26 protein-coding genes are annotated in these 26275 nt (G+C 62.0%); 14 read left to right on the top strand and 12 right to left on the bottom strand.

The window, feature by feature from the left end:
• Positions 1-292: 292 nt before the first annotated feature.
• Positions 293-1231, top strand: coding sequence for a DNA replication terminus site-binding protein (tus, locus tag J0X03_RS12530; protein WP_160204261.1), 939 nt, complete (start codon positions 293-295; stop codon positions 1229-1231).
• Here the strand turns inward: tus and J0X03_RS12535 are convergent.
• The 5 genes from J0X03_RS12535 to J0X03_RS12555 all read right to left on the bottom strand — a co-directional run bounded on the left by J0X03_RS12535 (position 1221) and on the right by J0X03_RS12555 (position 4689).
• A complete protein-coding gene (locus J0X03_RS12535) occupies positions 1221-1589 on the bottom strand; it encodes a VOC family protein (RefSeq protein WP_028128189.1) in 369 nt (122 codons plus the stop codon). The genes tus and J0X03_RS12535 overlap by 11 nt on opposite strands.
• A 90-nt stretch (positions 1590-1679) precedes the next feature.
• Complete coding sequence (locus tag J0X03_RS12540) at positions 1680-2369, bottom strand: helix-turn-helix transcriptional regulator (RefSeq protein ID WP_033642971.1); 690 nt, start codon at positions 2367-2369, stop codon at positions 1680-1682.
• A gap of 61 nt (positions 2370-2430) precedes the next feature.
• Complete coding sequence (fumC, locus tag J0X03_RS12545; RefSeq protein ID WP_033650487.1) at positions 2431-3828, bottom strand: class II fumarate hydratase; 1398 nt, start codon at positions 3826-3828, stop codon at positions 2431-2433.
• Positions 3829-4056: 228 nt separating this feature from the next.
• Positions 4057-4389 carry a hypothetical protein gene (locus J0X03_RS12550; RefSeq protein WP_042784419.1) on the bottom strand — a complete coding sequence of 111 codons (333 nt, stop codon included), beginning with the start codon at positions 4387-4389 and terminating at the stop codon, positions 4057-4059.
• A 33-nt stretch (positions 4390-4422) separates the two neighbouring features.
• Entirely contained in the window at positions 4423-4689 is a 267-nt protein-coding gene (locus J0X03_RS12555; RefSeq protein WP_127897192.1) for a hypothetical protein, read from the bottom strand.
• Positions 4690-4865: 176 nt separating this feature from the next.
• On the opposite strand from J0X03_RS12555, the gene manA reads away from it, so the two are divergent.
• Both manA and J0X03_RS12565 read left to right on the top strand, forming a co-directional pair.
• Positions 4866-6044 carry a mannose-6-phosphate isomerase gene (manA, locus tag J0X03_RS12560; protein ID WP_160204260.1) on the top strand — a complete coding sequence of 393 codons (1179 nt, stop codon included), beginning with the start codon at positions 4866-4868 and terminating at the stop codon, positions 6042-6044.
• Positions 6045-6185: 141 nt separating this feature from the next.
• A complete protein-coding gene (locus tag J0X03_RS12565) occupies positions 6186-7718 on the top strand; it encodes a YdgA family protein (RefSeq protein ID WP_033642967.1) in 1533 nt (510 codons plus the stop codon).
• A gap of 45 nt (positions 7719-7763) precedes the next feature.
• On the opposite strand, the gene J0X03_RS12570 is transcribed toward J0X03_RS12565, so the two are convergent.
• Positions 7764-8918, bottom strand: a complete 1155-nt coding sequence (locus tag J0X03_RS12570; RefSeq protein WP_033642966.1) for a serine hydrolase domain-containing protein — start codon at positions 8916-8918, stop codon at positions 7764-7766.
• A 103-nt stretch (positions 8919-9021) separates the two neighbouring features.
• Here J0X03_RS12570 and J0X03_RS12575 point away from each other — a divergent pair, with 103 nt between their 5' ends.
• A complete protein-coding gene (locus J0X03_RS12575) occupies positions 9022-9927 on the top strand; it encodes a LysR family transcriptional regulator (protein ID WP_033650491.1) in 906 nt (301 codons plus the stop codon).
• A 29-nt stretch (positions 9928-9956) separates the two neighbouring features.
• Here the strand turns inward: J0X03_RS12575 and J0X03_RS12580 are convergent, their stop codons facing one another.
• Positions 9957-11093, bottom strand: a complete 1137-nt coding sequence (locus tag J0X03_RS12580; RefSeq protein ID WP_033642964.1) for a class C beta-lactamase SRT-3 — start codon at positions 11091-11093, stop codon at positions 9957-9959.
• A 206-nt stretch (positions 11094-11299) separates the two neighbouring features.
• Between J0X03_RS12580 and J0X03_RS12585 the strand changes: the two genes are divergently transcribed.
• On the top strand, positions 11300-12181 hold the full coding sequence (locus tag J0X03_RS12585) for a LysR family transcriptional regulator (protein WP_033642963.1): 882 nt from the start codon (positions 11300-11302) through the stop codon (positions 12179-12181).
• On the opposite strand, the gene J0X03_RS12590 is transcribed toward J0X03_RS12585, so the two are convergent.
• The gene (locus tag J0X03_RS12590; RefSeq protein WP_033642962.1) at positions 12178-13209 is read right to left on the bottom strand and encodes a Mal regulon transcriptional regulator MalI; all 1032 of its coding nucleotides are present in this window, start codon (positions 13207-13209) and stop codon (positions 12178-12180) included. The two genes, J0X03_RS12585 and J0X03_RS12590, sit on opposite strands and share 4 nt — an antisense overlap.
• Positions 13210-13432: 223 nt before the next feature.
• Here J0X03_RS12590 and malX point away from each other — a divergent pair, with 223 nt between their 5' ends.
• Entirely contained in the window at positions 13433-15052 is a 1620-nt protein-coding gene (gene malX, locus J0X03_RS12595; protein ID WP_069100786.1) for a maltose/glucose-specific PTS transporter subunit IIBC, read from the top strand.
• Complete coding sequence (locus J0X03_RS12600) at positions 15045-16226, top strand: MalY/PatB family protein (protein ID WP_046686981.1); 1182 nt, start codon at positions 15045-15047, stop codon at positions 16224-16226. Before malX ends, J0X03_RS12600 begins: the two co-directional genes overlap by 8 nt.
• 32 nt (positions 16227-16258) lie before the next feature.
• On the opposite strand, the gene J0X03_RS12605 is transcribed toward J0X03_RS12600, so the two are convergent.
• Positions 16259-16627, bottom strand: a complete 369-nt coding sequence (locus J0X03_RS12605) for a hypothetical protein (RefSeq protein ID WP_033640470.1) — start codon at positions 16625-16627, stop codon at positions 16259-16261.
• Positions 16624-17220 carry an NUDIX domain-containing protein gene (locus tag J0X03_RS12610; RefSeq protein WP_122016359.1) on the bottom strand — a complete coding sequence of 199 codons (597 nt, stop codon included), beginning with the start codon at positions 17218-17220 and terminating at the stop codon, positions 16624-16626. The genes J0X03_RS12605 and J0X03_RS12610 overlap by 4 nt, the downstream gene beginning before the upstream one ends.
• A gap of 96 nt (positions 17221-17316) precedes the next feature.
• On the opposite strand from J0X03_RS12610, the gene J0X03_RS12615 reads away from it, so the two are divergent.
• The 3 genes from J0X03_RS12615 to J0X03_RS12625 all read left to right on the top strand — a co-directional run bounded on the left by J0X03_RS12615 (position 17317) and on the right by J0X03_RS12625 (position 19869).
• Positions 17317-18072 carry a DeoR/GlpR family DNA-binding transcription regulator gene (locus J0X03_RS12615; RefSeq protein ID WP_060660765.1) on the top strand — a complete coding sequence of 252 codons (756 nt, stop codon included), beginning with the start codon at positions 17317-17319 and terminating at the stop codon, positions 18070-18072.
• A 135-nt stretch (positions 18073-18207) separates the two neighbouring features.
• The gene (add, locus tag J0X03_RS12620) at positions 18208-19206 is read left to right on the top strand and encodes an adenosine deaminase (RefSeq protein WP_019455941.1); all 999 of its coding nucleotides are present in this window, start codon (positions 18208-18210) and stop codon (positions 19204-19206) included.
• Positions 19207-19323: 117 nt separating this feature from the next.
• Complete coding sequence (locus tag J0X03_RS12625) at positions 19324-19869, top strand: AAA family ATPase (RefSeq protein WP_033642956.1); 546 nt, start codon at positions 19324-19326, stop codon at positions 19867-19869.
• A gap of 11 nt (positions 19870-19880) precedes the next feature.
• Here the strand turns inward: J0X03_RS12625 and J0X03_RS12630 are convergent, their stop codons facing one another.
• Both J0X03_RS12630 and J0X03_RS12635 read right to left on the bottom strand, forming a co-directional pair.
• Positions 19881-20885: a bile acid:sodium symporter family protein gene (locus J0X03_RS12630; RefSeq protein WP_033640474.1), complete on the bottom strand. Its 1005-nt coding sequence runs from the start codon at positions 20883-20885 to the stop codon at positions 19881-19883.
• A gap of 73 nt (positions 20886-20958) precedes the next feature.
• A complete protein-coding gene (locus tag J0X03_RS12635) occupies positions 20959-21999 on the bottom strand; it encodes an oxidoreductase (RefSeq protein ID WP_160204258.1) in 1041 nt (346 codons plus the stop codon).
• Positions 22000-22223: 224 nt separating this feature from the next.
• On the opposite strand from J0X03_RS12635, the gene J0X03_RS12640 reads away from it, so the two are divergent.
• The 4 genes from J0X03_RS12640 (at position 22224) to rsxC (ending at position 26258) form a co-directional block, all read left to right on the top strand.
• Positions 22224-22664 carry a DUF2569 domain-containing protein gene (locus J0X03_RS12640; RefSeq protein ID WP_004938446.1) on the top strand — a complete coding sequence of 147 codons (441 nt, stop codon included), beginning with the start codon at positions 22224-22226 and terminating at the stop codon, positions 22662-22664.
• Between the two features lie 135 nt (positions 22665-22799).
• Positions 22800-23381 carry an electron transport complex subunit RsxA gene (gene rsxA, locus J0X03_RS12645; RefSeq protein ID WP_004938443.1) on the top strand — a complete coding sequence of 194 codons (582 nt, stop codon included), beginning with the start codon at positions 22800-22802 and terminating at the stop codon, positions 23379-23381.
• Positions 23381-23953 (top strand): electron transport complex subunit RsxB, encoded by a 573-nt coding sequence (rsxB, locus tag J0X03_RS12650; protein WP_004938428.1) that lies wholly within the window; start codon positions 23381-23383, stop codon positions 23951-23953. The genes rsxA and rsxB overlap by 1 nt, the downstream gene beginning before the upstream one ends.
• Positions 23946-26258: an electron transport complex subunit RsxC gene (gene rsxC / locus J0X03_RS12655; RefSeq protein WP_160204257.1), complete on the top strand. Its 2313-nt coding sequence runs from the start codon at positions 23946-23948 to the stop codon at positions 26256-26258. The genes rsxB and rsxC overlap by 8 nt, the downstream gene beginning before the upstream one ends.
• Positions 26259-26275 lie beyond the last annotated feature (17 nt).

Below are 26275 nucleotides of genomic sequence, written 5' to 3' on the forward strand. Positions count from 1 at the left end.
TCTGTTTGTTCCAGCGTTTGGACAACGGCAAACGGGAAATGGATTAAACAGAAGACAAACGAACAGGAAAAAATCCATCAATGAATCAAAACCATAAGAAGAGCAGGTTTATTTTCGACAATCACACTTGCCCGCATGCGTAGCAGACGAGCGAGAGAATTCCCCCTGCTGCCCGCCCTGTTTCCCCCTGGTAAGCCGGGTGGGCAGTTAAGCCGAGTATTGTCCCATTGCCGATGTTGCCCCCAGCCTGCTACTCTCCTATAGTATGTTGTAACTAAAATAGGGGCATATGATGAGCAAATACGATGTGATTGGCCGGATGAACGCCTGCTTTGCCGAACTGGAGCAAGCCCTCGGCGCATTGCAGCAGCAGATAACCCCGCTGCGGCTGCTGACGGCGCGGGTGTTCAGCCTGCCGGAGGTAGAAAAAGGCCAGGAACATCAGGCCATTTCGCATATCGCGGTCGAGCAGCATGTGGGGCAAGCGGCGCGCGATCTGGCGCTGGAACACTATCAGCGGCTCTTCATCCACCATAACCGTGAGAATGTCAGCAGCAAGGCCGCCGTGCGCCTGCCCGGCGTCATCTGTCTGGCGGTGGTGCAACCGGAGTATCAGGCGCTGCAGGCGCAGCTGGCGCTGATCAACCGCCTGAAAGGCGAACTGGAGCAGATTATCACCGTCGATTCCGGCCTGGCGCCGGAGCAGCGTTTCGAATTCGTGCACACCCATTTGCACGGGCTGATTACCCTCAGCGCCTACCGCACCCTCACCGCCCTGACCAATCCCGACTCGGTGCGCTTCGGCTGGGCCAACAAGCACATCATCAAAAACGTCAAACGGGACGACATCCTGGCGCAGCTGGAGAAAAGTCTGAAAGCCGGCCGCGCGGTGCCGCCGCACAGCCGTGAACAGTGGGCCGCCCTGGTCAGCCGCGAAATAGACGATGTCAGCCGTCTGCCGCAACATGCGACGTTGAAAATCAAGCGGCCGGTCAAAGTGCAGCCGATCGCCCGCGTGTGGTATCAGCAGCAGCAAAAGCAGGTGCAACACCCCTGCCCGCTGCCGCTGATCGCCCTGTGTCAGGTTGAAAGCGGCGCTGCGGTGCCGAAGATCGGCGAACTGCTCAACTACGACGCCGACGCAGTAAAGCATCGCTACAAACCCGACGCCAGGCCGCTGCGGCTGCTGGTGCCGCGCCTGCACCTGTATACCGACGGCACTACTCGCTGAGGGCATATACCCGCAAGCGATGACCGTCCGGATCCCGCGCCACAAAGGTGTAGCCGAATTCCATTTCGGTTGGCGTTTGCTCGATAGGCAGCCCGAGCTCGCGCCACTGGTTATAGCGCGCCTCCACCTCTTGCGGATCCTGGCATAAAAAGCCCAGTTCACCGCCGCCGCCGGTCAGCGTGGCGGCGGGTTTTACCCCCTGTTTGGCCCACATCCCGAGCTTGAAGCCGTTGTTGAGCACGAACAGGGCAAAGCCGGGAGAAAGCTCTACCGGCGCCTGCCCCAGCAGGCGTTGATAAAAGGCGGCGCTGTTGAGCGGGTTATCGACGTAAAGCAGGGTCATGCTGGGAAGGGTCATCGGTCTGTCCTCTGGGTGATGGGAACCGGTTGGTTCCCGATAGGCACAGACTAAAGGAGGCGACTGACAGTTTATGGCAGCAGCGTGTCGTTATTGTTCCGCAATGCCTTCGCTCAACCGCCACTCTTTCAACAGTCGCCGCCGGCCATGCGGATAACGCTGTTCAAGCGGCGTGGCGGCCTGAATGCGATCGAGGCGAAAATGACGAAAGGCCTGACGCAACTCACACCAGGCAACCAGCATCTGGAACTGGTCGAAAAAGCCCAGCGCAAAGGGCCACAGCAGGCGTTCGCTGCGCTGCCCCGCCAGGTCGAGATAGTCGATATGCAGCTTGCGCTCGCGGCGGATGCTGTCACGGATTAACACCCGCATCTCATCCGCCACCGGCGGCGACTGAGCCGGTGCGATAAGCAGCGTGTTGGCCTCCAGCTCCTCCCGCAGCGCCGTCGGCAGCACCGCGGCGATCTTGGCGAGCGCCTGGCCCGCGGCGCTCGCCAACTGGCTGTCGCCGCGGCGGCTGACCCAGCGCATGCCCAGCACCAGCGCTTCTATTTCCGCTTGCGAGAACATCAGCGGCGGCAGCATAAAACCGGGGCGCAGCACATAGCCGAGCCCCGCTTCGCCGACGATCTCCGCTCCCTGCTGCTGCAGCGTGGCGATATCGCGGTAAAGCGTACGCATGCTGATGCCCAGCGTCTGCGCCAACGCATGGCCCGCCACCGGATAGCGGTGGCTGCGCAACAGCTGCATCAGATCGAGTAAACGTTGTGCGCGCGACATCTTAATTTCTCCATAAAAAAGGGGCTTACCTCAGTAAGCCCCCGGTTGCCTCACAGATCAATTATTTCTGCATGCTGCCGACCATCGCCTCCGGGCGCACCCATTCATCGAACTGCGCTTCGGTCAGATAGCCGAGCTTCAGCGCCGCGGCTTTCAACGTCAGCCCTTCCTTGTGCGCTTTCTTGGCGATTTCCGCCGCTTTGTCATAACCGATATGGGTGTTGAGCGCCGTCACCAGCATCAGCGATTCATTCAGCAACTGGGTAATGCGATCGCGGTTCGGTTCGATGCCCACCGCGCAGTGCTCGTTGAAGCCCTGCATACCGTCGGCCAGCAGGCGGATCGACTGCAGGTAGTTGTGGATCACCATCGGGCGGAACACGTTCAGCTCGAAGTTGCCGGAAGCGCCGCCGATATTCACCGCCACGTCGTTGCCCAGCACCTGCGCGCACAGCATGGTCATCGCTTCGCACTGGGTCGGGTTGACCTTGCCCGGCATGATGGAGCTGCCCGGCTCGTTCTCCGGGATAGAAATCTCGCCGATGCCGCAGCGCGGGCCGGACGCCAGCCAGCGCACGTCGTTGGCGATCTTCATCAGCGAAGCCGCCAGCCCTTTCAGCGCGCCGTGCCCCTGCACCAGCGCATCGCAGGTCGCCAACGCTTCGAACTTGTTCGGCGCGGTGACGAACGGCTGATGGGTCAACTCCGCCAGCGCTTTAGCGACGCGCACGGCGTACTCCGGATGGGTGTTCAGGCCGGTGCCGACCGCCGTGCCGCCCAGCGCCAGCTCGGCGATGTGCGGGATGCTGTCTTCGATGTGTTTCAGATTGTGCGCCAGCATCGCCGCCCAGCCGGAGATTTCCTGGCCCAGGGTCAGCGGCGTGGCGTCCTGCAGGTGGGTGCGGCCGATTTTGACGATGCCGCGGTAGGCTTCGGCCTTGTCGCTCAGCGTCTTGTGCAGCACTTTCAGCTCGGGGATCAGGTGCTCGCGCAGCGCAATCACCGCCGCCACGTGCATCGCGGTGGGAAACACGTCGTTGGAGCTCTGACTTTTATTGACGTCGTCGTTCGGATGCACCTTGCGCTCTTCACCTCGCACGCCGCCCAGCAGCTCGCTGGCTCGGTTGGCCAACACTTCGTTCATGTTCATGTTGGTCTGAGTGCCGGAGCCGGTTTGCCAGATGGACAGCGGGAACTGGTCGGCATGGCTGCCCGCCAGCACTTCGTCGGCAGCGTTGATGATGGCGGCGCCCCGCTCGGCCGGCAGCAGCCCCAGGTCCACGTTCACCTGCGCGGCGGCGCGCTTGGTCAACGCCAGCGCATGGATCAGCGCGGTCGGCATCTTTTCGGAGGAAATGCGGAAATGCGCCAATGAGCGCTGGGTCTGTGCGCCCCACAGCTTGTCGGCCGGTACTTCGATGGGGCCCATGGAGTCTTTTTCGATACGAACGCCTGCCATCATTGTCTCCTTAGCATAATTCCTAAAATTGTAGGGTTAGGCCGACGCGCTACCCCCCGTCGGCACGCATTCCCAGTATAGTGACATAATAACTATTCGCATTAAGAGAGTTATCTCACAGCACGATTCATCTCTTTTACCCATTCATGACGCGGTTATTTGCCGTCGGTTAACCCGCGCCGAAATAAAGGCGAAGAAAGAACCGGGATAATAAACGCGGAGATGAAATTAACGCGCGTGACGCGAATTAAAATTATTGATGCGCTGCGCCTGTAAGTGATTGAGTTCATCGATCCGCTGCTGTTGCAAATGATTGATCTCATCGTAGGCATCCTGCCGTTCATTATGGCGATACGCCCCGGTCGCCACCGCGCCGGCGGTGAGCGCCAGCGGATGCGCCACGGGTGCAGTCACGGCGGGAAGCGCGACCGGTGCGGGCGCAACGACGATCGGCGCCGGCGTTATCACCACGGCGCGCGGGGCCGCGTAGGGATAGGTGACGATCACCGCCCCCTGGGCCGCCCCGGTGCAAAGCCCCAACAACAACAACCATTTTTTCATGCAACAGACCTCTTGTTTCGTTAAATCGACTCGTTAACGGCTACGGTAAAGCGGTCTGTCGTTCAGGTTTAAGCTCGGCGTGTGATCGCCCGACTTGGCGCAAAAATAATAATAAGGGAATGGCTCAGAAGGTAAAAAATAAATTCCGCCGACATACTTTGACATGCCGATAAATAAATAATGACGTAGAAAGCCTGCGCTGTCGGCAATAATTTCTTTCCCTCCCATCAACGATCGATTGGCGGATTTGCCGGGCCCTCTTGAGGCCGGTGAGCCATTTGAGACGCCGATCGTTATCACGCTATACTCTGGCCGCGTGGCCGGACGCAACCTTATCCGGCGTTGTTTTGATCGCGCCCATGAGGGTTCCTGCCGACGCGGGCGTATGATGGTTGTCGGCACAGATGAAGCGAATCGTATAAAATCAGTAAGTTATTGCCATTAGTGCGGCAATGACGCAAAGGACGTTTATCGACATGCAAAAAATGACCAACGCGGTACAGAATTACGCCTGGGGCAGCCACGATGCGCTGACCCGTCTTTACGGCATCGCCAACCCGGATAATCAGCCGATGGCCGAACTGTGGATGGGCGCCCATCCCAAGAGCCCTTCCCGCGTGCCCGGCGCCGATGGCGCACTGCGTTCGCTGCGCTTTCTTATCGATGAAGACCAGCCAAAGCAACTGGGCGCTGACGTCGCCAGCCGCTTTGGCGAGTTGCCGTTCCTGTTTAAAGTGCTCTGCGCCGATCAACCGCTGTCGATCCAGGTCCACCCGAGCAAAGCGGCGGCCGAGATCGGCTTCGCGAAAGAGAACGCCGCCGGCATCCCGCTGAGCGCCGCCGAACGCAACTATAAAGATCCCAATCACAAGCCCGAGCTGGTCTTCGCCCTGACGCCGTTCCTGGCGATGAACGGCTTTCGCGAACTGACCGATATCGTCTCCCTGCTGCAACCGATCGCCGGCGCGCACCACGATATCGCCACCTTCCTGCAGCAGCCGGACACCGCCCATCTGTCTACCCTGTTCGCCAGCCTGCTGACGATGAGCGGCGAGCAAAAGTCGCTGGCGCTCGGCGTGCTGAAAGCCGCGCTCAACAACCAGCAGGGTGAACCCTGGGATACCGTGCGCTTCATCGCCAGTTTCTATCCGGACGACAGCGGTCTGTTCTCACCGCTGCTGCTGAACGTGGTGCAGCTCGCGCCGGGCGAGGCGATGTTCCTGTATGCCGAAACGCCGCACGCCTATCTGAAAGGCGTGGCGCTGGAGGTGATGGCCAACTCGGACAACGTGCTGCGCGCCGGCCTGACGCCGAAATTTATCGACGTGCCCGAGCTGCTGGCCAACCTGCAGTTCCGCCCGCAGCCGGCGTCCGGCCTGCTGACCCAACCGGAGCGGCGCGGCAACGAACTGTTCTTCCCGATCCCGGTGGAAGATTTCGCCTTCTCGCTGCACGATTTGACCGCCGCGCCGCAGGCGCTCGCACAACGGAGCGCGGCTATCGTGTTCTGCGTCAGCGGCGAAGCGACGCTGGAAAAATCCGGGCAGCGCCTGACGCTCAAACCGGGTGAATCCTGCTTTATCGGCGCCTTCGAATCGCCGGTCAACGTCAGCGGCAGCGGCCGCATCGCCCGGGTTTATAACCAACTGGCCTAACCGTTGATAAATTTCAGCAAATTGCTTGCTGAAAGCGAGAGCTGCCCCCACAATTAAACGCCTGCGGGCGTTTTTTGTCGGCCCACATTTGCCCCCTCCCTCGCAACGGAGGGTTATAAGAAAAAAGGATGAAACAGAGCTATGAAAAAATCGTTAGTCGCTGTCAGCGTCATTGTCGTTCTTGGCGCAGCATGGACCGGGGCATCCTGGTACACCGGGAAACAGATCGAGCAGCACATGGGCGAAGTCGTCGACAACGCCAACGGCCAACTGAAAGCCTACCTGCCGAAAGCCGGCGTCAAGCTGAGCTATGAAAATTACCAGCGCGGCCTGTTCAGCAGTAAAGTGCGTTATGTGCTGCGTTCCGACGGCACGGATACCAGCGAAAACGCGGCGCTGAAAGCCGGTGAAGAAGTGGCGTTCCTGGAAACCATCGATCACGGTCCGTTCCCGTTCGCGCAGCTGAAAAAATTCAACCTGCTGCCGAGCATGGCGTCGGTGCATACCGAGCTGGAAAACACCCCGGCGGTGAAAGGCCTGTTTGAAACCACCAAAGGCAAATCGCTGTTTACCGCCGATTCGCGCATCTCGTACAGCGGCGATACCGCGTCCACCATCGACTTTATCCCACTGGACTACCAGAAGGATAAATCTTCGCTGAAATTCAGCGGCGCCACCATTGACGCCGACGTGTCCCGCGATCTGAAAAAAATCGCGCTGGACGCCAACAGCGACAACATCGTGTTCGCCAGCCCGAACGAATTCGGCCAAAACGAGCAGATCACCTTCCAGGGCTTCAACCTGAAAGGCAACAGCAACGAAAGCAAGTTCGGCGTGAAGCTCGGCGATCAGACGATGACCCTGAAGCAGTTCAAACTGACGATCGACGGTAAAGACACCGTGGCGTTGGACGGTTTCAATCTGGTGAGCAAGTTCGGCGAGCAAGGCAGCAGCAATATCGGCGGCCAGATCGATTACACCATGGACGCGCTCAAGGTGCAGGGCAACGACTTCGGCGCCGGTAAACTGACGCTGAAAATCGACAACGTCGACGGCAAGGCGCTGAAAGACTTCTCCGACAGCTACAACCGCCAAACCATGGCGCTGCTGCAGCAGGGCGAGAACCTGGATCCGGACGTCTACGAACAGCAGACCTCCGAGATGCTGCAAAAGAACCTGCCGATGCTGCTGAAAGGCAACCCAAGCCTCAGCATCGCCCCGCTGAGCTGGAAAAACAGCAAGGGTGAGAGCATCTTCACGCTGGATCTGGCGATGACCGATCCGAGCAAGGCCGCCTCCCCGGCACAGTCGCCGGATCAAGTGATCGCTCAGGCGGTTAAAAAGCTGGATCTCAGCCTGACCATTCCGGAAGCGATGGCTACCGAAGTGACCGCGAAGACCGCCTTGTTGCAGGGTTACAATGAGGAAGACGCGCAGAAACTGGCGCAGCAGCAAGTGCAGGGCCTGGCGGCCATGGGTCAGATGTTCAAGCTGACCACCCAGAAAGACGGCGTGATCGCGAGCAAGTTCCACTACGCTGACAATCAGGTTGACCTGAACGGCAACAAAATGTCGCTGCAGGAGTTCATCAGCCAGTTCGCCATGCTGGGCGCCCCGGCGGAAGACGCTGAACCGGCGCAGGAAGCGGAACCCGCTCCGGCACCGGCGCAGTAATCGCCTGAAAGTCTTAACAAGGGCCCCCTGCGGGGCCCTTTTTATTTACGCCGCATAAACCGCATCGCGGATCTGCTGCGGGTAGCGGCCACACATGCCCTCAAATGCGGTATTGGTCAAGACAACCACGCTCAGCTGCGCCTCTGGATCAAAGAACCAGCTGTGGCCGTAAACGCCGCCCCAGGTCAGGGTACCGGCATGCTGCGGCGTCTGCGCAGCGTCTGGATCCACCAGCAGCGCGCCGCCAAAGCCGAAGCCCCAGCCCGGCCCTTGCGTTTGCGCCTCGGCGCCGACGTGCGGGTGACGCAGCAACGCCACCGTATCCGGTTGCAAAATGCCCTGCCCGCCGCTGCGCAGCGCCTCCACCAGCCGCAGCACGTCGTCAGCATCACCGACCATGCCCGCGCCGCCGGAGGGATAGGCTCCGACGTTAAGCGCGCGCGCCGGCGAGAACGTCACTTCTCCCCCCGCCATGCCTTCCGGCAAGGCGATCCGCACGCCTTCCGGCATGCGCCGCGGCCCCTGCGGCGTATTGTAATAAGGCGTCGCCAGGTTAGCGGCATGGGTCGCATGGAACGCGGTATTGCCGAGCCCCAGCGGCCGCGCCACCCATTCGACAAACAGCTGCGGCAGCGGCATGCCCGTCACTCGCTCCAGCACCGCGCCGAGCACGTCGATCGCCAGCGAATAGTTGAAGCGCGCGCCCGGTTCCGATAGCAACGGCGCCTGCGCCAACAGCCGCAGGTTTTGCTCCAGCGTCAGCGTCGACAGCTCCACGCCGTCCTGGATCCCCAACTGATGGTAAACGCCTGCTGGCGGTTGGTTCAGCCGATAGTCGAGCCCGGCGGTATGACTCAGCAAATGACGAATCTTGATCGTCGGGCGCCGGCCGTCGGCCAGCGCCGGGGTAAACCACGGCAGCCAATCGCTGACCGCATCGTCGAGGCTCAGCTTGCCTCGTTCAATCAGGCGCAGCGCCGCCAGCGTGGTATAGGGTTTGGAAACCGACGACAGCCGAAACTGCGTTTCTCGCCGCATCGGTTGCCGCGCTTCGCGATCGGCATAACCGGCCGCACCGGCGTAGCAAATTTCACCCCGCCGCGCCACCAGCACCACGCTGCCCACGATGCGCCCTTCGGCCATCGCCTGTTGATCGATCGCCGCGATCCGTTCTGTTAACGCCCGTTGTTCTGCCGACATGATTTTTATCTCGCTGAGGGAAAGTAAAAATCAGTCTAAAACGTTCGTCATAAATTAAAATAAGGCATAATTTAATGAATCATTAAGCACAGGTTATTGATAGATGAGTTCACTCCTGCAGCTGCTGCCCTATTTCGAAGCCGTCGCGCGGCTGGGCAACTTCACCCGCGCGGCCAACCAGCTGGGTGTCACGCCGCCGGCGGTGTCGCAAAACATTCAGGCGCTGGAGAATCAGCTGGGGGTGCGCTTATTCCACCGCACCAGCCGCTCGGTACGTCTCAGCGACGAGGGCCGACTGTTTTACCAGAAGGTCTCGCCGGCGATGAACCAGATAGACGTGGCGGCGGACGACGTGCGCGCCCTGGGCGCGCAGCCGGCGGGCCTGCTGCGCATCACGCTGCCGCAACTGGCCGCTTCGCTGCTGGTGATGCCGCACCTGGCGGAGTTTCAGCGGCGCTATCCCGAAGTGCAGCTGGAGCTGTTTACCGAAGACCGCTTTTCCGATCTGGTGCTGGGCAGTTTCGATGCCGGCATTCGCATGCACGCCATGCTGCAAAAGGACATGATCGCCGTGCCGATCGACAACGGCCAGCGCCGGGTGCTGGTCGCCTCACCCGATTATCTGACGCGTTGCGGCGCGCCGGCCACGCCGGACGATCTGCTCGCGCACCATTGCCTGCGCTACCGTTTTCCCGGCAGCGGCAAATTGGAGCCCTGGTATTTCAGTCGGCACGGCGATGAGCGGGCGCTGGACGTCAGCGGCAGTTTGATCTTTAACGAAGATCGGCTGATCAAGGATGCGGCGTTGGCGGGCCTGGGGATCGCGCAACGTTTTCAGGGCACGGTGGTGCAGGAACTGGCGCAGGGCGATCTGGTGGAAGTGCTGCCGGAGTATGCCAGCGAGGCATCGGGATTTTTCATCTACTTTCCCGCCGGCAGGCATCTGCCGCTCAAGCTGCGCGCTTTTATCGATTTCATGCGCGAACGGCGAGAGCGACAGCACCGGTAACAGGGGCGCCCCGACGGCGCCCCCCACGATCAGCGCTTATCCAGCGCTTGCACGATGCGGTAAGCCGCCTCGACCCGATCGTCGTTCGGGAACCATTTGTTGGCCAGCATCACCACGGCGATATTTTTCGCCGGGATAAACACCGCGTAGGTGGAGAAACCGCCGGTCGAGCCGGTTTTGTTATACCAACCGGCGCGCAGCTCCGGCTGCGGCGGCGTGATGGCGGTGGCCGGCGTGCCGTTCATGATCATCCCGGCGTTGTTGCCCTCGATCAGCCGCGACAGTTTCACCGGGTACGGGTAGTTCTCCCACATCAGATCCTGCGTGAACACGCCCGCTTTGTAATAGCCGACGTGCGTGGCGGCCAGCGCCTCGCGCCACGGCTGCGCGACCTTCGCCTGCTGCAGGTTGGCGTCCAGGTAACGAATCAGATCGCGGGCGTTGGATTTGATGCCGTAAGATTCGGCGTCCAGCGGGCCGGGATTGACGCGCACCGGCTTATCGTCCTTGTTGTAACCCTGGGCATAGTTGGCCATCTGCGCCGCCGGCACCTGAATGTAGGTGTGGCTCATGCCCAGCGCCGGCAGCATGCCCTGCTCCATGGCCTGGATAAACGGCCGATCGAGGCTCTTGGCGGCGATCATGCCCAGCATGCCGATACCGAGGTTGGAATAGACGCGGTAGCTGCCCGCCGGGTGCTTCGGCTGCCAGGCCCGGTAGTAAGCCATCAGTTGGGCGTTGTCGGTCACGTCGTCCGGCACGAACAGCGGCAGGCCGGATGTGTGGGTCGCCAGATTCAGCAGGCTGACGCCGTCGAAGGCGCTGCCGCGCAGCTCAGGCAGATAATGGCTGGCCGGATCGCTGAACGACAGCTTGCCCTGCTGCTGCGCATAGACCGCCAGCGTCGCGGTGAAGGTTTTGCTCAGCGACCCCACTTCGAACAGCGTCTGCTCGGTGATCGGTTTGCCGGTCTGTTTCGAGGCGACGCCATACGGGTAAATCTGCTGTTTGCCATCGACCGATACGGCGATCGCCATGCCCGGCACGCCGTATTTTTTCATCAGCGGCTGAATAACGGCGTCGATATCCTGCTGCTGCGCGGCGTGTGCGGTCGGCAAGATCAGTGCGGCGATCAGCGCGGCCGCCAGGCGGTTCATTTTCGTCATGATAGAGGCTCTTCGGTTGCAGGGCATCGGCCGCGGCCAAAAGTTTTTATTGGCGTTGCGCACGGCGCACTCCCTGATGGATGATGTCATTCCTTTACGGGCTCCGCCAATCTTGCGGCAGCCGCGCCAAATATCGGTTTTTGCCGCCGGGTTGACAAGCGATAATAATTTCAGCCAGCATAAAGAAAAACTTATGGCTATCAACAATGCGCAATCGACTTCCCCTCAACGCCCTGCGGGCGTTCGAATCCTCCGCCCGCCACCTGAACTTCACCCGCGCCGGTCTGGAGCTGCGCGTCACTCAGGCCGCCGTCAGCCAGCAGGTGCGCATGCTGGAAGAACAGCTGGGCATTCAGCTGTTCCGCCGCCTGCCGCGCGGGTTGGATCTGACCGAAGAGGGCCAGGCGCTGCTGCCGGTGTTGAGCGATGCTTTCGATCGCATCGAGGCGGTGTTGCAGCAGTTCGAAGGCGGGCATTTCCACGAAGTGCTGACGGTGGCGGTGGTCGGCACCTTCGCGGTCGGCTGGCTGATGCCGCGGCTGGCGGCGTTCCGCGCGGCGCATCCGTTCATCGATCTGCGGGTGCTGACCCACAACAACCTGGTCAATCTGTCGGCCGACGGCATGGATTTCGCCATCCGTTTCGGCGAAGGTTTATGGCCCGCCACCCGCAATATCAAGCTGTTCGACGCGCCGCTGACGGTACTCTGCTCGCCGGCGGTCGCCGCGCGGCTGCATACGCCGAAGGATCTGCAGCACGAACTGCTGATGCGCACTTACCGCCAGGATGAATGGGAACGCTGGTTCACGGCTGCGCAGGTGACGCCGTGGCGAATCAACGGCCCGGTGTTCGACTCATCGAGGCTGATGGTGGAAGGCGCGCTCCAGTGCGACGGCGTGGCGCTGGCGCCGGTCAGCATGTTCCGCCGCGAACTGGCCGCCGGCGCGCTGCAGCGGCCGTTCGCCGCCGAGGCCGCGCTCGGCGCCTACTGGCTGACCCATTTGAAATCGCGGGATCTGACGCCGGCGATGAAGGCTTTTATTGGCTGGATTTGCCGCGAAGCGGAAGAGGAACAGCGGCGGGATTAGGCGGAGCCGCGCCGGATCAGCGTCGGCGGCAAAATGACGTTCTGCGCCGGCAGATCGGCGTCATTGATGCGCTGCAGCAGGCGCGCGGCGGCGCTGCGCCCCACTTCCCGCGCCGAGCTGGAGACAAAGGTCAGCGGCGGTTCGGTCAGCTCGGCCTCCGGCACGTCGCCGAAACCGATCAGCGCCACCTGCCGGCCGTAGTAGGCGTCGACCCCGTCCGAACCGATGCTGCGGCCGCTGCGCGTCAGGCCAAAATAGGCGCCAAGCGCCACCGACGCCTTGTGGCAAACGACAGCGGTGATATTCGGGTAGTGGCGCAGCAGCTGTTCCGCCGCTTCCGCCGCCTCACGCTGCTGGCAATCGCACTCGACGATCCATTCGCTGCGAAACGGCAGGCCGTACTGCAACAGCGTGGCGCAAAATCCGCCCAACCTTTCGGCGCGCGTCAACGAGTCGCTCTGGCCGCCGAGATAAGCAATCTGGCTGTGGCCGCGTTTGATCAAAAATTCGGTGGCCAGCTTGGCGGCCTGCATATTGTCCGGCCGTACCACGTCCACGCCCTCGAGACCGCTGGAGCGCGCCACGCATACCAGCGGCACGCCCTGCTCGGCCGCCTTTTCCTTCAGCCCGGCCGCCGCGCGGATGCCGCCCGCCAGCACGATGCCGTCGACGCCCTGCGCCAGCAGCGCGTCAAACGCCCGCTGCAGCCCCTGACCATCGCGCCCGCTCTGGGTTAAAAACAGCAGTTTGTCGTGCGCCTCCAGCGCTTCGCTCAGCCCGGCGGTCATTTCGGCATAGAAAGGTTCGCAAATGTCGCGCAGGATCAGGCCGATTACCCCGGATTCGCCGCCGCGCAGCGTCGCCGCCTGGCGATTGCGCACGTAGCCCAACTGCTCTATCGCCTGATTGACCTTCTCGACGGTGGTCGGCGAAATCCGCCCCTTGCCGCTCAATACCAGAGAAACCGTGGTGACCGAAACGCCCGCCTGTTGCGCCACATCGGTAATGGTGATCTTTTTGATGCTCATAGTCTCTGCGAACCCGTTCCTGGGCAACCCGCGCCGTAGTGATCAAGGGTATACCGAATCCGTCAACGCAGTAAAACGTTTTACTGCCCGTCGCATTGTCGCCAAAAACCGGGCGACAGATTTGTGATTGGCGGCGCATTTTTGCTAGGTAAAACGTTTTATCTTCTTTTTACCTACTCAGAAGTCCCCTTTTTGCTCGTCTTTTCGCCAGGAGAAGTCGGTTATGTCAGCAGCCAATAAACCCAAAATCACCCTCTGGGAGTTCTTCCAGAGCCTGGGCAAAACATTCATGTTGCCCGTCGCCTTGCTCTCTTTCTGCGGCATCATGCTGGGGATCGGCAGCTCGCTGAGCAGCCGCGACGTGATCACCCTGATGCCGTTTATCGGCCATCCGATCTTCCAGCTGATCTTCACCTGGATGAGCAAGATAGGCTCCTTCGCCTTCAGCTTCCTGCCGGTGATGTTCGCCATCGCCATTCCGCTGGGCATGGCGCGCGACAACAAGGGCGTCGCCGCCTTCTCCGGCTTCGTCGGCTTCGCCGTGCTGAATCTGGCTACCAACTTCTACCTGACCGCCGCCGGCGTGCTGCCCACCAGCGATCCGCTGGTGCTGAAGGCCAACAACATCCAAAACATTCTCGGCATTCAGTCGATCGACACCGGCATCCTCGGCGCAGTGATCGTCGGCATCATCGTGTATCTGCTGCATGAACGTTTCCACACCATCCGGCTACCGGATGCGCTGGCCTTCTTCGGCGGCACCCGTTTCGTGCCGATTGTCACCACCGTGACGCTGGGCCTGTGCGGCCTGCTCATCCCCCTGATCTGGCCATGGTTCGCCGCCGGCATCAACGGCCTGGGGCGCATGATCAATGGCGCCGGCATTTTCGGGCCGATGATTTTCGGCACCGGCGAACGCCTGCTGTTGCCGTTCGGTCTGCATCACATACTGGTGGCGCTGATCCGCTTTACCGAGGCGGGCGGCACGATGGAGGTGTGCGGCCACAGCGTCAGCGGCGCCCTGACCATCTTCCAGGCGCAGCTCTCCTGCCCGACCACCACCGGTTTCGCCGAAAGCGCCACCCGCTTCCTGTCGCAGGGTAAAATGCCGGCGTTCCTCGGCGGCCTGCCGGGCGCGGCGCTGGCGATGTACCACTGCGCCAAACCGGAGAACCGCCATAAAATCAAGGGGCTGTTGATTTCCGGCGTGGTGGCCTGCGTCGTCGGCGGCACCACCGAGCCGATCGAGTTCCTGTTCCTGTTCGTCGCGCCGTTCCTTTATCTGATCCATGCGCTGCTCACCGGGTTGGGCTTTACCGTCATGGCGCTGCTGGGCGTGACCATCGGCAACACCGACGGCAACATTATCGACTTCGTGGTGTTCGGCATTCTGCACGGCACCGCCACCAAGTGGTATCTGGTGCCGGTGGTGGCCGCCATCTGGTTCGTCGGCTATTACGCCATTTTCCGCTTCGCCATCCGGCGCTTTAACATCAAAACGCCGGGCCGTGAGAGCGACGGCGCCGTCACCCAAAGCGCGCCAAGCGGCGCAGTGGGCAAATCCGGCTACAATGTGCCGGCGATTTTGGCGGCGCTCGGCGGCCCGGACAACATCATTACGCTGGACAACTGCATCACCCGCCTGCGCCTGTCGGTCAACGACATGAGCCAGGTGGACGACGCGGCGCTGAAGGCCAACCGCGCCATCGGCGTAGTGCATCTCAACGACCATAATCTGCAGGTAGTGATCGGCCCGCAGGTGCAATCGGTGAAGGATGAATTAGACTCACTGATAGCCACGGCGCGCCCTGCCGCGGCGCTGCAGGGAGCCACCCATGTTTGATTTCTCTACCCCGATCGACCGCCACGGCACCTGGTGCACCCAGTGGGATTACATCGCCGATCGCTTCGGCAGCGCAGACCTGCTGCCGTTCACCATCTCCGATATGGATTTCGCCACCGCACCGTGCATTCTCGAGGCGCTGCAACAGCGCCTGCAGCACGGCGTGCTGGGCTACAGCCGTTGGCAGCATGAGGATTTTCTCGGCGCGCTGCGCCACTGGTATCAACAACGTTTCAACACCGCTATCGACACCACAACGGCGGTGTACGGCCCTTCCGTTATCTACATGGCGGCGCAGCTGATCCGCCAATGGTCCGTGCCGGGCGACTACGTGGTGACCCATACCCCGGCCTACGACGCCTTCTATAAGGTGATCCTCGCCAACCAGCGCCAGCTGCTGGCCTGCCCGCTGCACAAGGCCGCAGATGACTGGCGCTGCGACATGGCGCACCTCGAAGCGCTGCTGGCGCGGCCGCAGACCAAGATCCTGCTACTGTGCAGCCCGCATAATCCCACTGGCAAAGTGTGGCGCCGCGAAGAGCTGCAGCAGATGGCCGAACTGTGCGAACGCCACGACGTGCGCGTGATCAGCGATGAAATCCACATGGACATGGTCTGGGGCGCACACCGCCATACGCCCTGGAGCCAGGTGGCGACCGGCCCCTGGGCCTTACTGACCTCCGGCTCCAAGAGTTTTAACATTCCGGCGTTAACCGGCGCCTACGGCTTTATCAGCGACGACGCCAGCCGCGAAGCCTATTTCCAGCAGCTCAAATCCCGTGACGGCCTCTCCTCGCCGGCAGTGCTGGCGGTGGCGGCGCACGTAGCCGCCTATCGGCGCGGTGAACCCTGGCTGGACGCCCTGCGCGACTATCTGCAGGATAACCTGACCTACGTCGCCGAACGGCTGGCGGAGGCGTTTCCCGCGCTGGGCTGGCGCCCGCCGCAGGCCACCTATCTGGCCTGGATCGATCTGCGGCCGCTGGCCGTGGACGATCGGGCGCTGCAGCAGGTGCTTATCGAGCGTGAAAAGGTGGCGATCATGCCGGGCTTTACCTACGGCGAAGAAGGCCGCGGGTTCCTGCGCCTCAACGTCGGCTGCCCGCGCAGCAAGCTGGAAGCCGGCATGGACAAACTGATCGCCGGGTTGAAGTTTGTGCTGGACGAGAAATAACGCGAGGGGGCGAGCCTCTGCCCGCCCCTCGGTTACGCCTGAACAGACGGAATTTCCTCCAGATGACGATAGACCGTCAATCCCCATTCGTTAGCCAACCGCACGTCGTTATCGGCCCCCGCAGACGCCCCTTCGATGCGATACACCGCCTGACACTGCGCAATCAGTCGGTGAGCCACCGGGTAAAGAAACGCCTCGCTGACCGCATCGCCAACCTGAGTGGAACCGGCCGCGGCCGCCAAAGGCAGCGCCAGCCATTCGCCGATCACCGGCACGTGCCCCCGTTGGTAGACCGCCAGCGCCGCCTGTTCGAGGCGCGCCAGATTGGCGGCGATACGCTGCGGATCGCCATCGGTGCCGCTGCGATAAGGGCCGGCGATCAAGATTTGTTGGGCTTTCATCGTTGTTCCTCCAACGTCCGATTCAAGGCGACAAACTGCAGCAGCATGATAGTTTTGGCGTCAACGATCGTACCCTGACGAACCGCCTGCAGGGCCTGCGCCAGCGGCAGCTCGATCACCTCCAAATCTTCCCCCTCCGCCGCCAGCCCGCCGCCCTCGTTGAGGCGGTCGCCCGCCTGATATTCGCCGACGAAAAAGTGCAGCTTTTCGGTGACCGAGCCAGGGCTCATGTACGCCTCAAACACTTTCTCCACGTTCTGCACGAAATAGCCGGTTTCCTCTTCAACTTCGGCGCGGATGCGCGCCTCCGGCGACGCGTCGTCCAACAGCCCGGCGGCGGCCTCAATCAGCATGCCGTCATGACCGTTGACGAACACCGGAAAGCGGAACTGGCGCGTCAGGATCACCGTCTGCGCCTGCCGGTTGAACAGCAAAATCACCGCGCCGTCACCGCGATCGTAAGTCTCACGGCTTTGCCGCTGCCAGACGCCGTCGCGCCGCAGAAAATCAAAGGTGGTTTTTTTCAGCAGGTACCAGTCATCGGACAACACCCGGGTTTCGACAATGCGAACCCTGTCTTTGGTGGCTATCATCGGTTTACTCCGCCAGAGGAAGGAAATTGATACTATCGTGCAGTTTCGTGTATGATCAAGATATTTCGTGCATAGCAGATTTGAGAGGAAATGGCCATGTTGACCAGCCAGCGCAAGAAGATCATTTTGGAAAAACTGGCCCAGGAGGGTCAGGTCTTGGCCAAACAGCTCAGCGAGATGTTCGGGCTGTCGGAAGATACGGTCCGGCGCGATCTGCGCGAACTGGACGCCGAGGGGTTGCTGCAACGGGTGCATGGCGGCGCCCTGCCGGTTTCTTCCGCCATCGCCAGCTTCGCCGAACGCAATCAATTGGAATCCGGCGCCAAACGCGCGATCGCCAAAGCGGCGGCGGCGCTGATCGCCCCCGGCCAGGTGGTGATCATCGACGGCGGCACCACCTCCGCAGAGCTGATCAGGCAACTGCCGGCCAACCTCAACGCCACCATCGTCACCCACAGCCCCAGCGTCGCCGTGGGCCTGGTCGATCACCCCACCGTCGAGGTGATCCTGATCGGCGGCCGACTGTATAAGCATTCGATCGTCAGCGTCGGCGCCGCTGCCGTAGAAGCGATGTCGCATATTCGCGCCGATATCTATTTTATGGGCGTGACCGGCGTGCACCCCACTGCGGGGTTGAGCACCGGCGATCTGGAAGAAGCCTACATCAAGCGCGCGCTGGCGGCCCGTGCGGCGGAAACCGTGGTGCTGGCTTCCGCCGCCAAGCTTAATGCCGCCTCGCAGTATGCGATCGGCGATATTACGCTGGCGCACACCATCATCGTTGAGCGGGCTACCGATGACGCGCTGATCGCGCCGTTGCAGCAGGCGGGCGTCAGCGTGTTGAAAGCCTGATTCACGACGAAAATGCGATACACCTCGCATTATTTGTGATGTAAGTCACTTTTTTATGCAACGCGATGGCAAGTTTCATCCATTTGTTTTTATACTGTTCTGCACTTTACCTACGATAATTAGCGAGTGCCCAGCATGATCGATCCCCGCCTACCGCTTACCGATATTCACCGCCATCTCGACGGCAACATCCGCGCGCAGACCATTCTCGACCTCGGCCGCCAGTTCAACCTCGCCCTGCCGGCCAACGATTTGGAGAGCCTGCGCCCGCACGTGCAGATCACCCATGCCGAACCGGATCTGGTCAGCTTCCTGCAGAAACTGGACTGGGGCGTGGCGGTGCTGGGCGATCTGGACGCCTGCCGCCGGGTGGCATACGAAAACGTCGAGGACGCCGCCAACGCCGGCCTGCACTATGCCGAGCTGCGTTTCTCCCCTTACTACATGGCGATGAAGCATCAACTGCCGGTCGCCGGCGTGGTGGAAGCGGTGATCGACGGGATCCGTTCGGGCTGCCGCGATCGTGATATCGACATTCGCCTGATCGGCATCATGAGCCGCACCTTCGGCGAGGCCGCCTGTCTGCAGGAACTGGAAGGATTGCTGGCGCACCGCGACGGCATTACCGCGCTGGATTTGGCGGGCGATGAGCTGGGCTTCCCCGGCAGCCTGTTCCTCAACCACTTCAACCGCGCCCGCGACGCCGGCCTGCGCATCACCGTGCACGCGGGCGAAGCCGCCGGCCCGGAAAGCATCTGGCAGGCGATCCGCGAGCTGGGCGCCGAACGTATCGGCCACGGGGTGAAAGCGGTCGAAGATCCGGCGCTGATGGACTTCCTGGCGGAACACGGCATCGGCATCGAATCCTGCCTGACCTCCAACATCCAAACCAGCACCGTGCCGTCTCTGGCGCAGCATCCGCTGGCCACCTTCCTGCGCCACGGCGTGCTGGCGTCGATCAACACCGACGATCCGGCGGTTCAGGGCATCGAGATCGAGCATGAATACCGCGTCGCCGCGCCGCAGGCCGGGCTGACGCCGGAAGAAATCCGCACCGCGCAGGAAAACGGCCTGAAGCTGGCCTTCCTCAGCGAGCAGGAAAAACAGGCGCTGCGCGCCAAAGTTCAGGGCTAAATCCCCCCAGGCGCCAAACGGCGCCTTCTTCTCATCCCTCTCCCCGCAGTCTTCTTCCGACTGCTCGTCTTTATCGCTGTGTTACCCCATGACTCTGCCGCAAGAGAGGAATTTCGCATGTCTGACAAAACACGCCGCATCGTGCTGACCGGCGGCCCGGGTTCGGGCAAAAGCACGCTCATCGACGTTCTTCATCGCCGCGGCTTTCCGCACTCGCAGGAGGCCGGCCGGGCGATTATTCAGGATCAGGTGAGTATCGGCGGCCATGCGCTGCCGTGGGGCGATCGCCAGGCCTTCGCCGAGCGGATGCTCGATTGGGAACTGCGCTCATGGCGCGAAGCAACGGGGGAAACATGCTGGTTCTTCGATCGCGGGCTGCCGGATATCGCCGGGTATCTCACGCTGTGCGGGCTGCCGATCCCCGCGCATTTGACAGCGGCGATCGGCGCCTTTCGCTATGCCGAAAGGGTGTTCATCGCCCCGCCGTGGCAAGCGATCTACGCGCAGGACAGCGAAAGAAAGCAATCTTTCGCCGAAGCCGAGCTGACCTACCGGGCGATGGTGGCCGTCTATCGCCGCTATGGCTATCGACTGCAAGAGCTGCCGCGCGCCTCACCGGACGAGCGCGCCGACTTTCTGCTCGACGCGCTGGGCCGCCGTTAGCGACCTGCGGCCTATTTGGCCGCCAGCGCCTCCGCCTCGGCCCGCTGTTTAGCGGTTTTACGCGCATAGCGCTGCGCCAGCACCGCGCACACCATCAGCTGAACCTGGTGGAAAATCATCAGCGGCAGCACCATCGCGCCCACCGCCGCGGCCGGGAACAGCACGTTGGCCATCGGGATGCCGTTCGCCAGGCTCTTTTTCGAACCGCAGAAGACGATGGTGATTTCATCGGCGGTGTTAAAGCCCAGCCAGCGCGCCGCGTAGGTGTTGATCACCAGCACCACCGTCAGCAGCACCAGCGACATCACCAGGATGGTCAGCAGCGACCAGCCGTCGATGCGATGCCAAATCCCTTCCACCACCGCCGCGCTGAACGCGGTATACACCACCAGCAGGATCGACGAACGGTCGGTCAGATTGATCAATTTGCGATGGCGATCGATCCACTTGCCGATCAATGGCCGCGCCAGGTGACCGATCACGAACGGCACCATCAATTGCAAAATGATTGAACCGATGGCGTGCAGCACGTCGGTATTACCGCCCTGAGTATGCATCAACGCCCCCACCAGCAGCGGCGACAGGAACACGCCGAGAATGCTCGACGCCGAGGCGCTGCAGATCGCCGCCGCCACGTTACCGCCCGCCGCCGACGTAAAGGCAATGGCCGACTGCACCGTGGCCGGTAGCGCACACAGATAGAGGAAGCCGAGATAGACTGTCGGCGTCATGATGCCCGGCACCAACAGGTTCATCGCCAGCCCGAGCAGCGGGAACAGCGCAAAGGTGCTGAGGAACACCAGCAGATGCAGCTTCCAGTGACTCATGCCGGCGATGATCGCCTCGCGCGACAGCTTGGCACCGTGCATAAAGAACAGCAGCGCGATGGCGGCGGTGGTCAGGTGTTCAAAGAAGGTTTTCCAGATGCCTTCGCAGGGGAACAGCGAGGCGACGATCACCACCAAAATCAGAACCAGCAAAAATTTGTCAATGCGCAAACGCTGCAACCAGGACATGAAACGGATTTCCTTGCACGTAGAGTCGTAAAAAGGCCCGACGTTGCGCCGGGCCACAGAAAAGTGGGCGGGATCAGACCACCGGCAGCGCCTGCTGCAGCCGGACCGATTCCAGCCCCAGTTCGATCAATGCCATCACCGCGATGGCGTCGGCGGCCGGCACCGGATTTTCGCCTATGCCGGCAATCGCGTCGCGCACCGCCGCGTAATAAGCCGGGTAGTTGCCGGGAATATTGAGCAGCGGCTGTTCCGCCAGCAGGTCGCCGCGTGACAGCGTCACCACACCCTCGCGCATGTCATAGCCCCAGTCGGCCTGCGGCAAGCGTTCGCCGGCCTTCAGCCGGTCTTCCTGCGGATCCAGGCCGTATTTGACATAGCTGCCGCGGGTGCCGTGCACCACATAGCGCGGGCTCTCCGCCGCCGCCAGCATGCTGGCGTGCAGCACCACACGGCGATCGCCATAGCTCAGCAGCGCGTGGAAATAGTCCACCGCCTGCGCCCCCGGCCGCAGCTCACCCAGATCGACAAACAGCCGCTCGGGTTTGCCGAAGAGTTGCAGCGCCTGATCGAGCAGATGCGGCCCCAAATCGAACCAGATGCCGCTGCCGACGCCGCCCTGTTCGCGCCAGCGCTGACGCACCTGTGGCCGGTAACGATCGAAGTGCGACTCGAAGTACACCACCTCGCCCAGCGAACCGTCGTTCAGCAGCGCTTTGAGGGTCAGGAAATCGCTGTCCCAGCGACGGTTGTGGAACACCGACAACAGCAAACCGCTCTGCTGCGCCTGTTGCTGCAGCGCCTGAGCTTGTGACAATGTCACGGTAAACGGTTTGTCCACGACCACGTGCTTGCCGGCGGCCAGCGCCTGTTGCGCCAGCGGGAAATGGGTATCGTTGGGGGTAGGAATCACGATCAGATCGAGGGCCGGATCGGCGAACAGCGCCTGCGCATCGCCCACCACCGTCATCGACGGCCAGTCCGCGCGCACTTTGCCGGCATCGCTGCTGGAAACGGCGGCCAGCTCCAGCCCGGGCGTACCGGCGATCAGCGGCGCATGAAAGGTTTTGCTGGCGTAGCCGTAACCGACCAGCCCGACACGAATTTTCTCAGCCATGGGATTTCCTCTTGCAGGCTCACGACAGACCCTTTCGATTTGACACCATGCGGACGGCTGGAACAAGAAGTAAATGAGATGTTAATTCGAAGCGGGGTCGGAGTAGCCAAACGTGCGGCCCGGCCCCGCGACGCCGAGCTATCCGGTTGATAGGGATGACGAAGCCGGTATTACCCGCTAAGCTATGCCGCCTGTGATCCCCGATTCAATCAGGAAGCCGTTTTATGTCTCAAGCTGAATACTCTCGTATCGGCGGTTGGTTGCTGGCCCCGCTGGCCTATCTGATCGTCACCCTGCTCAGCGCCAGCCTGATGCTGCTCCTGTACGCCATGGCGATCTTCATGCCCGAGTCGCGCGACTATCTGTTGACCAACGCCCAGGCGTTTACCCTGCAATGGTACTTTTCGGTGTTGACCACGCTCTTGATGTGGGGCTTCACCCTGTGGCTGGTGTTTCTGTTTTGCCAGCGGTCGCAGCGCTTCCCTAAACTGTTCTTGTTATGGCTGCTGATCACGGTGATCCTGGCGGTGAAAGCCTTCGCCTTCGCGCCGGTGCCGGATGAAGTGGCGGTGCGCAGCCTCGGCTGGCCGCTGCTGATGGCGGCGCTGCTGGTGCCTTACATCAAGCGTTCGCAGCGGGTCAAAGGGACCTTTACCGAACGTTAAAGGCGATTGCAGCACGTTTTATTGGGTGATTTGTGTAAATTTTCACCAAAAAAGGCAATACCCCTGCGATTCATATGTTGTCGTCCGGCCGCCGATTCCCGATAATAGGCGGCTTTTATTTTTTTAGGCATCGCAATGACCGAATACCTGCTCCTGTTTGTCGGCACCGTACTGGTGAACAACTTCGTTCTGGTGAAGTTTCTTGGCCTGTGCCCGTTCCTCGGCGTTTCCAAGAAGCTGGAAAGCGCCATCGGCATGGGAATGGCCACCACCTTCGTCATGACGCTGGCCTCCGTCAGCGCCTGGGTGATCAACACCTTTATTCTGGTTCCGCTGGACCTGGTGTACCTGCGCACGCTCTCCTTCATTTTGGTGATCGCCGTGGTGGTGCAGTTCACCGAGATGGTGGTGCGCAAGACCAGCCCGGCGCTCTACCGCCTGCTGGGCATCTTCCTGCCGCTGATCACCACCAACTGCGCGGTGCTGGGCGTGGCGTTGCTTAACGTCAACCTCGGTTATAACTTCCTGCAGTCCGCCGTTTACGGTTTCAGCGCCGCCGCCGGTTTCTCGCTGGTGATGGTGCTGTTCGCCGCCATTCGCGAACGTCTGGCGGTGGCCGACGTGCCGGCGCCGTTCCGCGGCTCCTCGATCGCACTGATCACCGCCGGGCTGATGTCGCTGGCCTTTATGGGCTTTACCGGGCTGGTGAAATTCTAATGACTGCGTTGTGGATAGCTATCGCGGCTTTGAGCGCGCTCGGGCTGCTGTTCGGACTGGTGCTGGGCTACGCCGCGCGCCGTTTTGAGGTGGAAGAGGATCCGGTCGCCGAGCAGGTCGACGCGATCCTGCCACAGAGCCAGTGCGGCCAGTGCGGCTACCCCGGCTGTCGCCCCTATGCCGAGGCGGTGGCCAACGGCGAGATGATCAATAAATGCGCGCCGGGCGGCGAACAGGTGATGCTGAAACTGGCGGAGCTGCTCAACGTGGAGCCGCAGCCGCTGGGCAGCGAAGCCGCCGCCGAGCCGGAGCGTAAAGTGGCCTATATCGACGAGGCCAACTGCATCGGCTGCACCAAGTGCATTCAGGCTTGCCCGGTTGACGCCATCGTCGGCGCCACCCGCGCCATGCATACCGTCATTACCGACCTCTGTACCGGCTGCGATCTGTGCGTCGCCCCTTGCCCTACCGACTGTATTGAAATGAGACCGGTCGCCACCACCACCGCCAACTGGAAGTGGGACATGAAGACGATCCCGGTGCAAGTGATCCACGTGGAGCAACATGCTTAATCTGTTCGCCGCCTTTAAAAAAGACCGGATCTGGGATTTCGACGGCGGGATCCATCCACCGGAAATGAAGACTCAGTCGAGCGGCGCGCCGCTGCGTGTCGCCCCTCTGCCCAAGACCTTTATCATTCCGCTGCAGCAGCATCTGGGACCGGAAGGCGAACTGTGCGTCAACGCCGGCGATCGGGTGTTGAAAGGCCAGCCGCTGACCGTCGGCCGCGGGCGCACCGTGCCGGTGCACGCCCCGACCTCGGGCACCGTTAGCGCCATCACGCCGCACATCACCGCTCACCCTTCCGGGCTGTCGGAGCTGTGCGTGATTATCGAGGCAGACGGCGAAGACCGCTGGTGCGAGCGCGAGCCGGTGGCGGATTACCGCCAATCGCCCGCCGCGGAGCTGATTCAACGTATTCATCAGGCCGGCATCGCCGGTCTGGGCGGCGCCGGTTTCCCGACCGCCAGTAAACTGCAAGGCGGCATGAGCGGCGTGGAAACGCTGATCCTCAACGCCGCCGAGTGCGAGCCTTACATCACCGCCGACGATCGCCTGATGCAGGAACATGCCGATCAGATCGTTGAAGGCACGCAGATCCTGCAACACATTCTGCAGCCCAAGGTCACGCTGATCGGCATTGAAGACAACAAGCCAGAGGCGATCGCGGCGCTGAAACAGGCGTTGCGCGGCCAGACCGGCATTGCCCTGCGCGTCATTCCCACCAAATACCCGTCCGGCGGCGCCAAGCAGCTGACCAAGATTTTGACCGGCAAGGAAGTGCCGCACGGCAAGCACTCCTCCGCTATCGGCGTGCTGATGCAAAACGTCGGCACCGCCTTCGCCATCAAGCGGGCGATCGTCGACGGCGAACCGTTGATTGAGCGCGTGGTGACCCTGACCGGCGAGGCGGTCGAGCGCCCTGGCAACCTGTGGGCACGCATCGGCACGCCGGTGCAGCACCTGCTTGATTTCGTCGGTTTCCGTCCGCAGGCGCAGCAGATGGTGGTGATGGGCGGCCCGCTGATGGGCTTTACCCTGCCCGCGCTGAACGTGCCGATCGTCAAGATCAGCAACTGCATTCTGGCGCCGACGGTGGATGAAATGACGCCGCAGGAACCCGAGCAATCCTGCATCCGCTGCGGCCTGTGCGTGGACGCTTGCCCTGCCGGGCTGTTGCCGCAACAGCTGTACTGGTTCAGCCGCGGGCAGGAGCACGACAAGGCGCGCAACCACAACCTGTTCGATTGCATCGAATGCGGCGCCTGCGCGTTCGTCTGCCCCAGCAACATTCCGCTGGTGCAGTACTACCGGCAGGAAAAGGCCGAAATCAAGGCTATCGATTTGGAAGCGGCGCGCACCGCCGAGGCCAAGGCGCGTTACGAGGCCAAGCTGGCGCGTCTGGAGCGCGAGAAACTGGCGCGCGAAGAGCGGCACAAAAAGGCCGCCGTCAAACTGACCGACGACGATCAGGGGGCGGTACAGGCCGCACTGGCGCGCGTACGCAGCAAGAATGCCGAAGCGGCGGTTACGCCGGTCGACGGCCAGCAGCCGGACAACAGCGAGATGATCGCCGCCCGCGAAGCGCGTAAAGCGCAGGCGCGTGAACGGCGCGCCCAGTTGGCGGCCGAAGCGGAACAAGCCTCGCCGGCAACCTCAGGCGACGACGCGCGTAAGGCCGCCGTGGCCGCGGCGCTGGCCCGCGTGAAGGCGCGCAAAGAGGCACCGGCCGCAGACATCACCGCCCATGCCGCGACAGAGGACGATCCGCGTAAAGCGGCAGTCGCCGCCGCCCTGGCTCGCGTGAAGGCCAAGAGAACGGCGCAGCAGGCGGACGCTCCCGCTGAGACAGAACCGGCTCCGGCTGCCGCCGAAGAAGATCCGCGTAAAGCGGCAGTCGCCGCCGCCCTGGCTCGCGTGAAGGCCAAGAAAGCGGCGCAGCAGGCGGACGCTCCGGCCGAGACAGAACCGGCTCCGGCTACCGCCGAAGAAGATCCGCGTAAAGCGGCAGTCGCCGCCGCCCTGGCTCGCGTGAAGGCCAAGAAAGCGGCGCAGCAGGCGGACGCTCCGGCCGAGACAGAACCGGCTCCGGCTACCGCCGAAGAAGATCCGCGCAAAGCGGCGGTCGCGGCGGCTATCGCCCGCGCCAAAGCCAAAAAAGCGGCGCAGCAGGCGGACGCTCCGGCTGAGACAGAACCGGCTCCGGCTGACGCCGAAGAAGATCCGCGCAAGGCGGCGGTCGCGGCGGCTATCGCCCGCGCCAAAGCCAAAAAAGCCGCCAGAGAATCGCTGGCGGCGGAAACGGAAGACAAATGATGACGGCGGCGCCTGGC

Source organism: Serratia ureilytica, assembly GCF_017309605.1.
GTDB lineage: Bacteria > Pseudomonadota > Gammaproteobacteria > Enterobacterales > Enterobacteriaceae > Serratia > Serratia ureilytica.

What these genes read in the sequence shown, in the direction of transcription:
- tus (WP_160204261.1), top strand. Translation starts at nt 293, where the DNA reads ATGAGCAAATACGATGTGATTGGCCGGATGAACGCCTGCTTTGCCGAA.
- J0X03_RS12535 (WP_028128189.1), bottom strand. Translation starts at nt 1,589, where the DNA reads ATGACCCTTCCCAGCATGACCCTGCTTTACGTCGATAACCCGCTCAAC.
- J0X03_RS12540 (WP_033642971.1), bottom strand. Translation starts at nt 2,369, where the DNA reads ATGTCGCGCGCACAACGTTTACTCGATCTGATGCAGCTGTTGCGCAGC.
- fumC (WP_033650487.1), bottom strand. Translation starts at nt 3,828, where the DNA reads ATGGCAGGCGTTCGTATCGAAAAAGACTCCATGGGCCCCATCGAAGTA.
- J0X03_RS12550 (WP_042784419.1), bottom strand. Translation starts at nt 4,389, where the DNA reads ATGAAAAAATGGTTGTTGTTGTTGGGGCTTTGCACCGGGGCGGCCCAG.
- manA (WP_160204260.1), top strand. Translation starts at nt 4,866, where the DNA reads ATGCAAAAAATGACCAACGCGGTACAGAATTACGCCTGGGGCAGCCAC.
- J0X03_RS12565 (WP_033642967.1), top strand. Translation starts at nt 6,186, where the DNA reads ATGAAAAAATCGTTAGTCGCTGTCAGCGTCATTGTCGTTCTTGGCGCA.
- J0X03_RS12570 (WP_033642966.1), bottom strand. Translation starts at nt 8,918, where the DNA reads ATGTCGGCAGAACAACGGGCGTTAACAGAACGGATCGCGGCGATCGAT.
- J0X03_RS12575 (WP_033650491.1), top strand. Translation starts at nt 9,022, where the DNA reads ATGAGTTCACTCCTGCAGCTGCTGCCCTATTTCGAAGCCGTCGCGCGG.
- J0X03_RS12580 (WP_033642964.1), bottom strand. Translation starts at nt 11,093, where the DNA reads ATGACGAAAATGAACCGCCTGGCGGCCGCGCTGATCGCCGCACTGATC.
- J0X03_RS12585 (WP_033642963.1), top strand. Translation starts at nt 11,300, where the DNA reads ATGCGCAATCGACTTCCCCTCAACGCCCTGCGGGCGTTCGAATCCTCC.
- J0X03_RS12590 (WP_033642962.1), bottom strand. Translation starts at nt 13,209, where the DNA reads ATGAGCATCAAAAAGATCACCATTACCGATGTGGCGCAACAGGCGGGC.
- malX (WP_069100786.1), top strand. Translation starts at nt 13,433, where the DNA reads ATGTCAGCAGCCAATAAACCCAAAATCACCCTCTGGGAGTTCTTCCAG.
- J0X03_RS12600 (WP_046686981.1), top strand. Translation starts at nt 15,045, where the DNA reads ATGTTTGATTTCTCTACCCCGATCGACCGCCACGGCACCTGGTGCACC.
- J0X03_RS12605 (WP_033640470.1), bottom strand. Translation starts at nt 16,627, where the DNA reads ATGAAAGCCCAACAAATCTTGATCGCCGGCCCTTATCGCAGCGGCACC.
- J0X03_RS12610 (WP_122016359.1), bottom strand. Translation starts at nt 17,220, where the DNA reads ATGATAGCCACCAAAGACAGGGTTCGCATTGTCGAAACCCGGGTGTTG.
- J0X03_RS12615 (WP_060660765.1), top strand. Translation starts at nt 17,317, where the DNA reads ATGTTGACCAGCCAGCGCAAGAAGATCATTTTGGAAAAACTGGCCCAG.
- add (WP_019455941.1), top strand. Translation starts at nt 18,208, where the DNA reads ATGATCGATCCCCGCCTACCGCTTACCGATATTCACCGCCATCTCGAC.
- J0X03_RS12625 (WP_033642956.1), top strand. Translation starts at nt 19,324, where the DNA reads ATGTCTGACAAAACACGCCGCATCGTGCTGACCGGCGGCCCGGGTTCG.
- J0X03_RS12630 (WP_033640474.1), bottom strand. Translation starts at nt 20,885, where the DNA reads ATGTCCTGGTTGCAGCGTTTGCGCATTGACAAATTTTTGCTGGTTCTG.
- J0X03_RS12635 (WP_160204258.1), bottom strand. Translation starts at nt 21,999, where the DNA reads ATGGCTGAGAAAATTCGTGTCGGGCTGGTCGGTTACGGCTACGCCAGC.
- J0X03_RS12640 (WP_004938446.1), top strand. Translation starts at nt 22,224, where the DNA reads ATGTCTCAAGCTGAATACTCTCGTATCGGCGGTTGGTTGCTGGCCCCG.
- rsxA (WP_004938443.1), top strand. Translation starts at nt 22,800, where the DNA reads ATGACCGAATACCTGCTCCTGTTTGTCGGCACCGTACTGGTGAACAAC.
- rsxB (WP_004938428.1), top strand. Translation starts at nt 23,381, where the DNA reads ATGACTGCGTTGTGGATAGCTATCGCGGCTTTGAGCGCGCTCGGGCTG.
- rsxC (WP_160204257.1), top strand. Translation starts at nt 23,946, where the DNA reads ATGCTTAATCTGTTCGCCGCCTTTAAAAAAGACCGGATCTGGGATTTC.